Raw genomic sequence first — 13,081 nt, 5'->3', positions numbered from 1 at the left:
GATTTCTCCTCTTTTATGATTGACTTTTGAGAGAATGAAAAGGGTAACTTCTATAGCAGATTGAAACTAGAATAGTACGTTGTTGCTATTAAAACATTTTCAAACGTCTCACACTTAATTCCACCATAAAAATCCGTTTTAGACTAATTTCCACTTCGGCAAGTCAAGTGGAAGTTACTTTGAGAAGTTACGCTAGCGAAAAGATTAACAATAAAAAAGAAAAATATCTTGACAAGCAAGGGGAAATTTTGTTACAATAATAGACGGTACTTTTTACTTTTGGTCTCTCAAGAGTGTACAGGGACGTGCTGACAAATGTTGCAAAAGTACACACAGATGATAGCTGTCACCAAGTGTATCATCACCAAAAATAAAAAAACACAGGAGAATGTAGATGCCTACAATTAACCAATTGGTTCGCAAACCGCGTAAATCAAAAGTAGAAAAATCTAAATCACCAGCTTTGAACGTTGGTTACAACAGTCATAAAAAAGTTCAAACAAACGTTTCTTCACCACAAAAACGTGGTGTTGCAACTCGTGTTGGAACAATGACACCTAAAAAACCTAACTCAGCCCTTCGTAAATTCGCTCGTGTACGTTTGAGCAACCTTATCGAAGTTACTGCCTACATCCCAGGTATCGGACACAACTTGCAAGAGCACAGCGTGGTTCTTCTTCGCGGTGGACGTGTAAAAGACCTTCCAGGGGTACGTTACCATATCGTCCGTGGTGCACTTGATACTGCAGGTGTTAACGATCGTAAACAAGGCCGTTCTAAATACGGTACTAAACGTCCAAAAGCATAAGGAAAGGGGATAAAGAGAAATGAGTCGTAAAAATAGAGCTCCAAAACGTGACGTATTGCCAGATCCGCTTTACAATTCACAACTAGTTACTCGTCTTATCAACCGCGTTATGCTTGATGGTAAACGTGGTACAGCTGCTTCAATCGTTTACGGTGCTTTTGAGCAAATCAAAGAAGCTACTGGTAACGATGCACTTGAAGTATTTGAAACAGCTATGGAAAACATCATGCCTGTACTTGAAGTACGTGCACGTCGTGTTGGTGGTTCTAACTACCAAGTCCCAGTTGAAGTTCGTCCAGAACGTCGTACAACACTTGGACTTCGTTGGTTGGTAACAATCGCTCGTCTTCGTGGTGAACACACAATGCAAGACCGTCTTGCAAAAGAAATCTTGGATGCTGCTAACAACACTGGTGCAGCAGTTAAGAAACGTGAAGACACTCACCGTATGGCTGAAGCTAACCGTGCATTCGCACACTTCCGTTGGTAAGATAGGATGCGAAAGCGTTAAGAAAGTCCCAGAGAAAATAGGGAATCGAAGCAGGTTGCGATTGCAACCAATGAGATTCATCTTTTTCTCCAGACTTTTAGCTTGAGCTCAACTATATCATGATGCTAGGAACGGTAAGGATGCAAGGTGAAAATAGGAAACTGACGCAGTATTCGACGAATACAAGGAAGTTTATCTTTTTCACACAGCATCCCGTTCCGGCTCAAATCGGCTAATTAACTTTAGCCCGAGTTCAATTCAACTTGTAAATCTACAAGTTGCAACCAACAATAGCATGAAAACATTGAGAACGGGTAGGTCCTGCCTATCCGTTTTTATTAAAATCATGTTATAATAGAATAGAAATCAAAAATAAATAGGAGAAACAAACCTCATGGCACGCGAATTTTCACTTGAAAAAACTCGTAATATCGGTATCATGGCTCACGTCGATGCTGGTAAAACAACAACTACTGAGCGTATTCTTTACTACACTGGTAAAATCCACAAAATCGGTGAAACTCACGAAGGTGCGTCACAAATGGACTGGATGGAGCAAGAGCAAGAACGTGGTATCACTATCACATCTGCTGCGACAACAGCTCAATGGAACAACCACCGCGTAAACATCATCGACACACCAGGACACGTGGACTTCACAATCGAAGTACAACGTTCTCTTCGTGTATTGGATGGTGCGGTTACCGTTCTTGACTCACAATCAGGTGTTGAACCTCAAACTGAAACAGTTTGGCGTCAAGCAACTGAGTATGGAGTTCCACGTATCGTATTTGCCAACAAAATGGACAAAATCGGTGCTGACTTCCTTTACTCTGTAAGCACACTTCACGATCGTCTTCAAGCAAACGCACACCCAATCCAATTGCCAATCGGTTCTGAAGATGACTTCCGTGGTATCATCGACTTGATCAAGATGAAAGCTGAAATCTATACTAACGACCTTGGTACAGATATCCTTGAAGAAGATATTCCAGCTGAATATCTTGACCAAGCTCAAGAATACCGTGAAAAATTGATCGAAGCAGTTGCTGAAACTGACGAAGAATTGATGATGAAATACCTCGAAGGTGAAGAAATCACTAACGAAGAATTGAAAGCTGGTATCCGTAAAGCGACTATCAACGTTGAATTCTTCCCAGTATTGTGTGGTTCTGCCTTCAAGAACAAAGGTGTTCAATTGATGCTTGATGCGGTTATCGACTACCTTCCAAGCCCACTTGACATCCCAGCAATCAAAGGTATTAACCCAGATACAGACGCTGAAGAAACTCGTCCAGCATCTGACGAAGAGCCATTTGCAGCTCTTGCCTTCAAGATCATGACTGACCCATTCGTAGGTCGTTTGACATTCTTCCGTGTTTACTCAGGTGTTCTTCAATCAGGTTCTTACGTATTGAACACTTCTAAAGGTAAACGTGAACGTATCGGACGTATCCTTCAAATGCACGCTAACAGCCGTCAAGAAATCGACACTGTTTACTCAGGTGATATCGCTGCTGCCGTTGGTTTGAAAGATACTACAACTGGTGACTCATTGACAGATGAAAAAGCTAAAATCATCCTTGAGTCAATCAACGTTCCAGAACCAGTTATCCAATTGATGGTTGAGCCTAAATCTAAAGCTGACCAAGACAAGATGGGTATTGCCCTTCAAAAATTGGCTGAAGAAGATCCAACATTCCGCGTTGAAACAAACGTTGAAACTGGTGAAACAGTTATCTCTGGTATGGGTGAGCTTCACCTTGACGTCCTTGTTGACCGTATGCGTCGTGAGTTCAAAGTTGAAGCGAACGTAGGTGCTCCTCAAGTATCTTACCGTGAAACATTCCGCGCTTCTACTCAAGCTCGTGGATTCTTCAAACGTCAGTCTGGTGGTAAAGGTCAATTTGGTGATGTATGGATTGAATTTACTCCAAACGAAGAAGGTAAAGGATTCGAATTCGAAAACGCAATCGTCGGTGGTGTGGTTCCTCGTGAATTTATCCCAGCGGTTGAAAAAGGTTTGGTAGAATCTATGGCTAACGGTGTTCTTGCAGGTTACCCAATGGTTGACGTTAAAGCTAAGCTTTATGATGGTTCATACCACGATGTCGACTCATCTGAAACTGCCTTCAAGATCGCGGCTTCACTTGCTCTTAAAGAAGCTGCTAAATCAGCACAACCAGCTATCCTTGAACCAATGATGCTTGTAACAATCACTGTTCCAGAAGAAAACCTTGGTGATGTTATGGGTCACGTAACTGCTCGTCGTGGACGTGTAGATGGTATGGAAGCACACGGTAACAGCCAAATCGTTCGTGCTTACGTTCCACTTGCTGAAATGTTCGGTTATGCAACAGTTCTTCGTTCTGCATCTCAAGGACGTGGTACATTCATGATGGTATTTGACCACTACGAAGATGTACCTAAGTCAGTACAAGAAGAAATCATTAAGAAAAACAAAGGTGAAGACTAATCAGTCCTCACTCTAGAAGGAAGTCACTTAGTGGCTTCCTTTTGTCTTTAGAAAATACCTCTAAATATGGTAAAATAGTAGAAGAATAATGTGAGGAAAATGAATGTCAAATAGTTTTGAAATTTTGATGAATCAACTGGGGATACCTGCTGAGATGAGACAGGTCCCTGCTTTATCACAGGCCGATATTGAGCGAGTTGTGGTTCATAAAATTAGTAAGGTATGGGAGTTTCATTTCGTATTTTCTAATATTTTACCGATTGAAATCTTTTTAGAATTAAAGAAAGGTTTGAGTGAGGAATTTTCTAAGACAGGCAATAAAGCTGTTTTTGAAATCAAGACTCTGTCTCAAGATTTTTCAAACCAACTCTTGCAGGCCTATTATAGAGAGGCTTTTTCTGAAGGGCCATGTGCTAGTCAAGGTTTTAAGTCTCTTTATCAGAATTTGCAAGTTCGTGCTGAGGGTAATCAACTCTTTATTGAAGGATCTGAGGCGATTGATAAGGAACACTTTAAGAAAAATCACCTTCCTAATTTAGCCAAACAACTTGAAAAGTTTGGTTTTCCAACTTTTAACTGTCAGGTCGAGAAGAATGATATGCTGACCCAAGAGCAGGAAGAGGCCTTTCACGCTGAAAATGAGCAGATTGTTCAAGCGGCCAATGAGGAAGCGCTCCGTGCTATGGAACAACTGGAACAGATGGCACCTCCTCCAGCGGAAGAGAAACCAGCCTTTGATTTTCAAGCGAAAAAAGCTGCAGCTAAACCGAAGTTGGACAAGGCGGAGATTACTCCTATGATTGAAGTGACGACGGAGGAAAATCGTCTGGTCTTTGAAGGGGTTGTGTTTGATGTGGAGCAAAAAGTGACCAGAACAGGGCGTGTTTTGATCAACTTTAAAATGACCGACTACACTTCAAGTTTTTCTATGCAAAAGTGGGTTAAGAATGAGGAAGAGGCTCAGAAATTTGATCTCATTAAGAAAAATTCTTGGCTCAGAGTTCGTGGGAATGTGGAGATGAATAATTTCACACGCGATTTGACTATGAACGTGCAGGATGTGCAGGAAGTTGTTCACTATGAGCGGAAGGATTTGATGCCAGAAGGTGAGCGTCGGGTTGAGTTTCATGCTCATACTAACATGTCGACTATGGATGCTCTACCAGAGGTTGAAGAAATCGTTGCGACAGCTGCTAAATGGGGACACAAGGCAGTTGCCATCACCGACCATGGAAATGTTCAATCCTTCCCACATGGCTATAAGGCGGCTAAGAAAGCGGGAATCCAGCTGATTTATGGAATGGAAGCCAATATCGTGGAGGACCGTGTCCCTATCGTCTATAACGAAGTGGAGATGGACTTGTCGGAAGCAACCTACGTGGTCTTTGACGTGGAAACGACGGGACTTTCAGCTATCTATAATGATTTGATTCAGGTTGCGGCTTCTAAGATGTACAAGGGGAATGTCATTGCTGAATTTGATGAATTTATCAATCCTGGACATCCCTTGTCAGCTTTTACTACTGAGTTGACTGGAATTACAGATGACCATATCAAAAATGCCAAGCCACTGGAACAAGTTTTGCAAGAATTCCAAGAATTTTGTAAGGATACAGTCTTAGTTGCCCATAATGCCACCTTTGACGTTGGCTTTATGAATGCCAACTATGAGCGTCATGGTCTTCCAAGGATTAGTCAGCCGGTTATTGATACACTGGAGTTTGCTAGAAATCTCTATCCTGAGTATAAACGTCATGGTTTGGGACCTTTGACCAAGCGTTTTGGTGTGGCCTTGGAACATCACCACATGGCCAATTACGATGCGGAAGCTACTGGTCGTCTGCTCTTTATATTTATCAAAGAGGTAGCAGAAAAACATGGTGTGACCGATCTAGCTAGACTCAACATTGATTTGATTAGTCCAGATTCTTATAAAAAAGCTCGGATCAAGCATGCGACCATTTATGTCAAGAATCAGATAGGTCTAAAAAATATCTTTAAGCTGGTTTCCTTGTCTAATACCAAGTACTTTGAAGGGGTGCCACGGATTCCGAGAACAGTTCTAGATGCTCATCGGGAAGGATTGATTCTGGGGTCGGCTTGTTCAGAAGGTGAAGTTTTTGATGCGGTTGTTTCCCAAGGTGTGGATGCAGCGGTTGAGGTGGCCAAGTATTACGACTTTATTGAGATCATGCCACCAGCTATCTATGCTCCTTTGATTGCCAAGGAGCAGGTCAAGGATATGGAGGAACTCCAGACCATTATCAAAAGTTTGATAGAGGTGGGAGACCGCCTTGGCAAGCCCGTTTTGGCTACGGGGAATGTCCACTATATCGAACCAGAAGAAGAGATTTACCGTGAAATTATCGTCCGTAGTTTGGGACAGGGGGCTATGATTAACCGAACTATTGGTCACGGTGAACATGCCCAACCAGCTCCTCTGCCAAAAGCCCATTTTAGAACGACCAATGAAATGTTGGATGAATTTGCCTTCTTGGGAGAGGAACTAGCTCGCAAATTGGTTATTGAAAACACCAATGCCTTGGCAGAAATCTTTGAACCTGTTGAGGTTGTTAAGGGGGACTTGTACACGCCTTTCATCGACAAGGCGGAAGAAACGGTCGCTGAATTGACCTACACGAAAGCTTTTGAGATTTATGGAAATCCACTGCCAGATATTGTCGATTTGCGGATTGAAAAAGAACTAACCTCTATTCTGGGGAATGGATTTGCTGTGATTTATCTGGCATCGCAGATGCTGGTGCAACGTTCCAATGAACGGGGTTACTTGGTTGGTTCTCGTGGGTCTGTAGGATCTAGTTTTGTTGCGACTATGATTGGAATTACAGAGGTCAATCCTCTCTCTCCTCACTATGTCTGTGGTCAGTGTCAGTACAGTGAGTTTATCACCGATGGTTCTTACGGTTCAGGATTTGATATGCCCAATAAGGACTGTCCAAACTGTGGTCACAAACTCAGTAAAAATGGCCAAGATATTCCTTTCGAGACCTTCCTTGGTTTTGATGGGGATAAGGTTCCCGATATTGACTTGAACTTCTCGGGAGAAGATCAACCTAGTGCCCACTTGGATGTGCGTGATATCTTTGGTGAGGAATATGCCTTCCGTGCAGGAACGGTTGGTACGGTGGCTGCCAAGACTGCTTATGGATTTGTCAAGGGCTATGAGCGAGATTATGGCAAGTTTTATCGTGATGCAGAGGTGGAACGTCTTGCTCAAGGTGCAGCTGGTGTCAAACGAACGACAGGCCAACACCCAGGGGGAATCGTTGTTATTCCTAACTACATGGATGTCTACGATTTTACGCCTGTCCAGTATCCAGCGGATGATGTGACGGCTGAATGGCAGACCACTCACTTTAACTTCCATGATATCGACGAGAACGTCCTCAAACTCGATGTACTGGGACATGATGATCCGACCATGATTCGAAAACTTCAGGATTTGTCTGGTATTGATCCTAATGAAATCCCCATGGATGACGAAGGCGTGATGGCCCTCTTTTCTGGGACTGATGTGCTAGGGGTGACTCCTGAGCAAATCGGAACGCCGACGGGTATGCTGGGGATTCCGGAGTTTGGAACCAACTTTGTCCGAGGTATGGTCGATGAAACCCATCCGACGACTTTTGCGGAATTGCTTCAGTTGTCAGGGTTGTCCCACGGTACTGACGTTTGGTTGGGGAATGCTCAGGATCTGATTAAGCAAGGAATAGCGGACCTATCGACTGTTATCGGTTGTCGGGACGACATCATGGTGTACCTCATGCATGCTGGTCTGGAACCTAAGATGGCCTTTACCATCATGGAACGGGTACGTAAGGGATTGTGGCTCAAGATTTCCGAAGAGGAGCGAAATGGTTATATCGAAGCCATGAAGGCCAATAAGGTGCCAGAGTGGTATATCGAGTCCTGTGGGAAAATTAAGTACATGTTCCCTAAAGCCCATGCGGCAGCCTACGTTATGATGGCCTTGCGTGTAGCTTACTTCAAGGTTCACCATCCCATTTATTACTACTGTGCTTACTTCTCTATCCGTGCTAAGGCTTTTGATATCAAGACCATGGGTGCGGGCTTGGATGCCATCAAACGCAGAATGGAAGAAATCTCTGAAAAACGGAAGAATAATGAAGCCTCTAATGTGGAAATCGATCTCTATACAACTCTTGAGATTGTCAATGAAATGTGGGAACGTGGTTTCAAGTTTGGGAAGTTAGACCTCTACCGTAGTCAGGCGACAGAATTCCTCATTGATGGAGATATGCTCATTCCGCCATTTGTTGCTATGGATGGTCTGGGAGAGAACGTTGCCAAGCAGTTGGTGCGAGCGCGTGAAGAGGGAGAATTCCTTTCTAAAACAGAACTACGCAAACGCGGTGGGCTCTCATCAACCTTGGTTGAAAAGATGGATGAAATGGGTATTCTGGGAAATATGCCAGAGGATAACCAGTTGAGTTTGTTTGATGATTTGTTTTAAAAAAATTGTTTAATCATCTATCCAAAGAGGCTAATGTATATCCAATAGATTTACATTAGCCTTATTTTTTGTTAAAATAATAGATAGAAAGAGGGTGAGAGTATGTCAAAGACGAGCATGAGTATCCGTCTGGATAGTGAGGTGAAGGAGCAGGCCCAACAGGTGTTTAATAACCTGGGAATGGATATGACAACAGCTATCAATATTTTTCTTCGTCAGGCTATTCAATATCAGGGTTTACCTTTCGATGTTAGACTAGACGAGAGTCGGAAGTTGCTTGAGGTATTAACGGATTTAGACCAAAATCGTAATATGAGCCAATCCTTTGAATCAGTCTCAGACTTGATGGAGGATTTGCGTGCTTAAGATTCGTTATCATAAACAGTTTAAAAAAGATTTTAAGTTGGCTATGAAGCGTGGTTTGAAGGCAGAATTATTAGAAGAAGTTTTAAATTTTCTTGTTCAAGAAAAAGAACTTCCTGCTAGATATCGTGATCATCAATTGACGGCATCCAAGCATTTTCAAGGAGTTCGTGAATGCCATATCCAGCCGGATTGGCTCCTGGTCTATAAAGTAGACAAGGAAGAATTGATTTTAAATTTGCTTAGGACAGGCAGTCATAGTGATTTGTTTTAATAAATTTTAAGGGGATTCTCATGAAACTAAGAATATTCGCAGAAGATAAGCCGGCTGAGAAGGTATTTGAATATCAATTAGAACTTGCTGATCAGACAATTCTTCTATCAACAGCACTCTTGTCAGGTACTATTGCTTTAGCAGGGGTATTCTCTGCTTTGAAAGAAAAATAAAAATAGAAAAGAGAAACAACATGGTTTTACCAAATTTTAAAGAAAATCTAGAAAAATATGCGAAATTGTTGGTTGCGAACGGAATCAATGTGCAACCTGGTCACACTTTGGCTCTCTCTATCGATGTGGAGCAACGTGAGTTGGCTCACTTAATCGTCAAAGAAGCTTATGCCTTGGGTGCGCATGAGGTCATCGTTCAGTGGACAGATGATGTCATTAACCGTGAGAAATTCCTCCACGCACCGATGGAGCGTCTGGATAATGTACCAGAATACAAGATTGCTGAGATGAACTATCTCTTGGAGAACAAGGCTAGCCGTCTTGGGGTTCGTTCATCTGATCCAGGTGCCTTGAACGGGGTGGATGCTGACAAGCTATCAGCTTCTGCTAAAGCTATGGGACTTGCTATGAAGCCAATGCGTATCGCAACGCAATCCAATAAAGTCAGCTGGACTGTGGCAGCCGCTGCTGGACTTGAGTGGGCTAAGAAAGTCTTTCCAAATGCTGCGAGCGACGAAGAAGCAGTCGATCTCCTTTGGGACCAAATTTTCAAAACTTGCCGTGTTTATGAAGAAGATCCTGTTAAGGCTTGGGAAGAACATGCAGCTATTCTCAAGAGCAAGGCAGATATGCTCAATAAAGAGCAATTTTCAGCCCTTCACTACACAGCGCCAGGGACAGATTTGACACTTGGTTTGCCAAAGAACCACGTTTGGGAATCAGCTGGTGCTATCAATGCACAGGGCGAAGGATTCTTGCCAAATATGCCGACAGAGGAAGTCTTCACAGCGCCTGATTTCCGTCGCGCAGATGGCTATGTCACTTCTACAAAACCGCTTAGTTATAACGGAAACATTATTGAAGGTATTAAGGTGACCTTTAAGGATGGACAAATCGTAGATATCACTGCTGAGAAGGGTGATCAGGTTATGAAGGATCTTGTCTTTGAAAATGCGGGTGCGCGTGCCTTAGGTGAATGTGCCTTGGTGCCAGATCCAAGCCCAATTTCTCAGTCAGGCATTACCTTCTTTAACACCCTTTTTGATGAGAATGCATCAAATCACTTGGCTATCGGTGCAGCCTATGCAACTAGCGTTGTTGGTGGAGCGGAGATGAGCGAAGAGGAGCTTGAAGCTGCGGGGCTTAACCGTTCAGATGTTCACGTAGACTTTATGATTGGTTCTAACCAAATGGATATCGATGGTATCCGTGAGGATGGGACACGTGTACCACTCTTCCGTAACGGAGATTGGGCAAATTAAGGAGATAATATGTTAGGAAGTATGTTCGCTGGTCTCCTAGTGGGATTTTTAGCAGGTACTCTGACCAATCGTGGAGAGCGAATGGGATGTTTTGGAAAAATGTTTCTAGGCTGGATTGGTGCTTTTATAGGCCACTTGCTTTTTGGGACTTGGGGACCGATAATAGCAGGAACTGCCATTATTCCGGCAGTACTAGGTTCCATGATTGTCTTAGCCATTTTCTGGAGACGAGGAAGTTAATTTCCTAAATCTGATACTCAATGAAAATCAAAGAGCAAACTAGGAAACTAGCCGCAGGCTGCTCAAAGCAGTGCTTTGAGGTTGTAGATGAAACTGACGAAGTCAGCTCAAAACACTGTTTTGAGGTTGCAGATAGAACTGACGAAGTCAGCTCAAAACACTGTTTTGAGGTTGTAGATGAAACTGACGAAGTCAGTAACATATATACGGCAAGGCGACGTTGACGCGGTTTGAAGAGATTTTTGAAGAGTATGAAACGAAAAGGAGGTTGATCATTGAGACAGCCTCCTTTTGAGTGTGATATAATAGTTCTATGAGATTAGATAAATTTTTAGTTGCCTCCGCTGTGGGGAGTCGGACTGAGGTCAAAAACTTGCTCAAGGCTGGGCGCGTGACTGTAAATGGTAAAAAAGAGAAATCAGCTAAATTGCAGATTGATGAAGAAAGAGATGAGATTCGCTTTGATGGGCAAGTGTTGGAGTATGAAGAGTTTGTCTACTATATGATGAACAAGCCCAAAGGAGTTATCTCAGCGACTGAGGATCCAAAGCACAGAACCGTTCTGGACTTGCTGGATGATATTGCTCGGAGTAAGGAAGTTTTCCCAGTAGGGCGCTTGGATATTGACACGCATGGTCTTTTGCTCTTGACTAATGACGGCAAGCTGGCCCATGCTCTTCTTTCACCTAAGCGTCATGTGGATAAGACGTATCTGGCTCAGGTCAAGGGAATGATGACCCAAGAAGATGTGGAGACATTTGCCAAGGGAATTCCTCTTAAAGACTTTACTTGTCAGCCTGCTAAACTGGAGCTTGTGTCCATAGATCCAGAAAAGAATCAAAGCCAAATTCGTGTGACCATTGCAGAAGGGAAGTTTCATCAGGTCAAGCGTATGGTGGCCTACTGTGGCAAGGAGGTAGTGGACTTGCAACGTTTGACTATGGGAACTCTAGTATTGGATGAGAACCTAGAACGAGGGGAATGGCGTCGCTTGACTAAGGAAGAATTAGAAGTTCTCCGTGCTAGTATTGCTTAATTTAGTTTATATTTGAAAAAGGTGAGGGAGAATGTCCTTGCCTTTTATGTTTTTCAGTTGCTTCCTTTGTAAAAAGCGTTATAATAGACTGTAGAATAAAAGGAGGAATCTATGAACGCGATTCAAGAATCATTTACTGATAAACTATTTGCCAACTATGAAGCAAATGTAAAATACCAAGCGATTGAAAATGCTGCCAGCCACAACGGAATTTTTGCAGCTCTGGAACGTCGCCAAAGCCATGTAGACAACACACCTGTTTTCTCATTGGATTTGACCAAGGACAAGGTAACCAACCAGAAAGCGTCTGGTCGTTGCTGGATGTTTGCGGCTCTCAACACCTTCCGTCACAAACTCATCTCGCAATACAAATTGGAGAACTTTGAGTTATCACAAGCCCACACCTTCTTCTGGGACAAGTATGAGAAATCAAACTGGTTCTTGGAGCAAGTCATTGCGACTTCAGACCAAGAATTGACTAGTCGCAAGGTTAGCTTCTTACTCCAAACACCACAACAAGATGGCGGTCAATGGGATATGGTCGTTTCTCTCTTTGAGAAATACGGTGTCGTGCCTAAGTCAGTTTACCCTGAGTCTGTTTCATCTAGTAGCAGCCGTGAGCTAAATGCAATCCTTAACAAATTGCTTCGCCAAGATGCTCAAATCTTGCGTGACTTGCTTGCTTCTGGCGCAGACCAAGCGACTGTTCAAGCTAAGAAAGAAGACCTCTTGCAAGAAATCTTTAATTTCCTTGCTATGTCATTGGGGCTTCCACCACGAAAATTTGACTTTGCTTATCGCGATAAAGACAACAACTACCAAAGCGAAAAGGGCATTACACCACAAGAATTTTACAAGAAATATGTTAATCTTCCACTAGAAGACTACGTTTCTGTTATCAATGCTCCAACTGCTGATAAACCTTACGGAAAATCTTACACAGTTGAGATGTTGGGGAATGTGGTTGGTAGCCGTGCAGTTCGTTACATCAATGTTCCAATGGAGCGCTTGAAAGAATTGGCGATTGCCCAAATGCAAGCAGGTGAGACTGTTTGGTTTGGTTCTGATGTCGGCCAGCTCAGCAACCGTAAGGCTGGAATCCTTGCGACAGATGTTTATGACTTTGAATCAAGCATGGACATTAAACTTACTCAAGACAAGGCTGGACGTTTGGACTATAGCGAAAGCTTGATGACCCACGCCATGGTCTTGACAGGTGTTGATTTGGACGAAAATGGGAAATCAACCAAGTGGAAGGTTGAAAACTCATGGGGAGACAAGGTCGGTACAGATGGTTACTTTGTTGCCTCAGACGCTTGGATGGACGAATACACATACCAAATCGTTGTTCGTAAGGAATTGCTGACAGCAGAAGAACAAGCTGCCTATGAAGCAGAACCAATTGTACTTGCACCATGGGATCCAATGGGAGCTTTGGCAGAATAAAAACATAGAAAAAAGGAA

General features: G+C 43.0%; 12 protein-coding genes. All 12 read left to right on the top strand.

What is annotated here, in order from left to right:
• Positions 1–394 precede the first annotated feature (394 nt).
• Complete coding sequence (rpsL, locus tag HWX15_RS03640) at positions 395–808, top strand: 30S ribosomal protein S12 (protein WP_001142332.1); 414 nt, start codon at positions 395–397, stop codon at positions 806–808.
• Between the two features lie 19 nt (positions 809–827).
• The gene (gene rpsG, locus HWX15_RS03635) at positions 828–1,298 is read left to right on the top strand and encodes a 30S ribosomal protein S7 (RefSeq protein ID WP_000087873.1); all 471 of its coding nucleotides are present in this window, start codon (positions 828–830) and stop codon (positions 1,296–1,298) included.
• Between the two features lie 394 nt (positions 1,299–1,692).
• Complete coding sequence (gene fusA, locus HWX15_RS03630; protein WP_000090345.1) at positions 1,693–3,774, top strand: elongation factor G; 2,082 nt, start codon at positions 1,693–1,695, stop codon at positions 3,772–3,774.
• 103 nt (positions 3,775–3,877) lie between these two features.
• Positions 3,878–8,269 carry a PolC-type DNA polymerase III gene (locus HWX15_RS03625; RefSeq protein ID WP_175880313.1) on the top strand — a complete coding sequence of 1,464 codons (4,392 nt, stop codon included), beginning with the start codon at positions 3,878–3,880 and terminating at the stop codon, positions 8,267–8,269.
• 102 nt (positions 8,270–8,371) lie between these two features.
• Positions 8,372–8,635, top strand: a complete 264-nt coding sequence (locus HWX15_RS03620; protein WP_000047861.1) for a type II toxin-antitoxin system RelB/DinJ family antitoxin — start codon at positions 8,372–8,374, stop codon at positions 8,633–8,635.
• Positions 8,628–8,906: a type II toxin-antitoxin system YafQ family toxin gene (locus tag HWX15_RS03615; RefSeq protein ID WP_042900272.1), complete on the top strand. Its 279-nt coding sequence runs from the start codon at positions 8,628–8,630 to the stop codon at positions 8,904–8,906. Before HWX15_RS03620 ends, HWX15_RS03615 begins: the two co-directional genes overlap by 8 nt.
• Positions 8,907–8,926: 20 nt before the next feature.
• Positions 8,927–9,079: a hypothetical protein gene (locus tag HWX15_RS03610; RefSeq protein WP_175880312.1), complete on the top strand. Its 153-nt coding sequence runs from the start codon at positions 8,927–8,929 to the stop codon at positions 9,077–9,079.
• 20 nt (positions 9,080–9,099) lie between these two features.
• On the top strand, positions 9,100–10,341 hold the full coding sequence (locus HWX15_RS03605; RefSeq protein WP_000243934.1) for an aminopeptidase: 1,242 nt from the start codon (positions 9,100–9,102) through the stop codon (positions 10,339–10,341).
• Positions 10,342–10,350: 9 nt separating this feature from the next.
• On the top strand, positions 10,351–10,581 hold the full coding sequence (locus tag HWX15_RS03600; RefSeq protein ID WP_175880311.1) for a GlsB/YeaQ/YmgE family stress response membrane protein: 231 nt from the start codon (positions 10,351–10,353) through the stop codon (positions 10,579–10,581).
• A 20-nt stretch (positions 10,582–10,601) separates the two neighbouring features.
• Positions 10,602–10,805 (top strand): hypothetical protein, encoded by a 204-nt coding sequence (locus HWX15_RS09870; protein WP_254867332.1) that lies wholly within the window; start codon positions 10,602–10,604, stop codon positions 10,803–10,805.
• Between the two features lie 89 nt (positions 10,806–10,894).
• Positions 10,895–11,617: a pseudouridine synthase gene (locus HWX15_RS03590; RefSeq protein WP_175880310.1), complete on the top strand. Its 723-nt coding sequence runs from the start codon at positions 10,895–10,897 to the stop codon at positions 11,615–11,617.
• Positions 11,618–11,728: 111 nt separating this feature from the next.
• Positions 11,729–13,063, top strand: a complete 1,335-nt coding sequence (pepC, locus tag HWX15_RS03585) for an aminopeptidase C (protein ID WP_175880309.1) — start codon at positions 11,729–11,731, stop codon at positions 13,061–13,063.
• Positions 13,064–13,081 lie beyond the last annotated feature (18 nt).

The organism is Streptococcus thalassemiae (genome assembly GCF_903645285.1).
In the GTDB taxonomy this organism is placed as follows: domain Bacteria; phylum Bacillota; class Bacilli; order Lactobacillales; family Streptococcaceae; genus Streptococcus; species Streptococcus thalassemiae.
This window is presented reverse-complemented; position numbering and strand designations above follow the sequence as displayed.

Bases quoted from the DNA above. Each gene is read 5' to 3' on its own strand.
- HWX15_RS03625 (WP_175880313.1), top strand. From the start codon at position 3,878: ATGTCAAATAGTTTTGAAATTTTGATGAATCAACTGGGGATACCTGCT.
- HWX15_RS03610 (WP_175880312.1), top strand. From the start codon at position 8,927: ATGAAACTAAGAATATTCGCAGAAGATAAGCCGGCTGAGAAGGTATTT.
- HWX15_RS03590 (WP_175880310.1), top strand. From the start codon at position 10,895: ATGAGATTAGATAAATTTTTAGTTGCCTCCGCTGTGGGGAGTCGGACT.
- HWX15_RS03600 (WP_175880311.1), top strand. From the start codon at position 10,351: ATGTTAGGAAGTATGTTCGCTGGTCTCCTAGTGGGATTTTTAGCAGGT.
- pepC (WP_175880309.1), top strand. From the start codon at position 11,729: ATGAACGCGATTCAAGAATCATTTACTGATAAACTATTTGCCAACTAT.
- rpsG (WP_000087873.1), top strand. From the start codon at position 828: ATGAGTCGTAAAAATAGAGCTCCAAAACGTGACGTATTGCCAGATCCG.
- rpsL (WP_001142332.1), top strand. From the start codon at position 395: ATGCCTACAATTAACCAATTGGTTCGCAAACCGCGTAAATCAAAAGTA.
- HWX15_RS03605 (WP_000243934.1), top strand. From the start codon at position 9,100: ATGGTTTTACCAAATTTTAAAGAAAATCTAGAAAAATATGCGAAATTG.
- HWX15_RS09870 (WP_254867332.1), top strand. From the start codon at position 10,602: ATGAAAATCAAAGAGCAAACTAGGAAACTAGCCGCAGGCTGCTCAAAG.
- HWX15_RS03620 (WP_000047861.1), top strand. From the start codon at position 8,372: ATGTCAAAGACGAGCATGAGTATCCGTCTGGATAGTGAGGTGAAGGAG.
- fusA (WP_000090345.1), top strand. From the start codon at position 1,693: ATGGCACGCGAATTTTCACTTGAAAAAACTCGTAATATCGGTATCATG.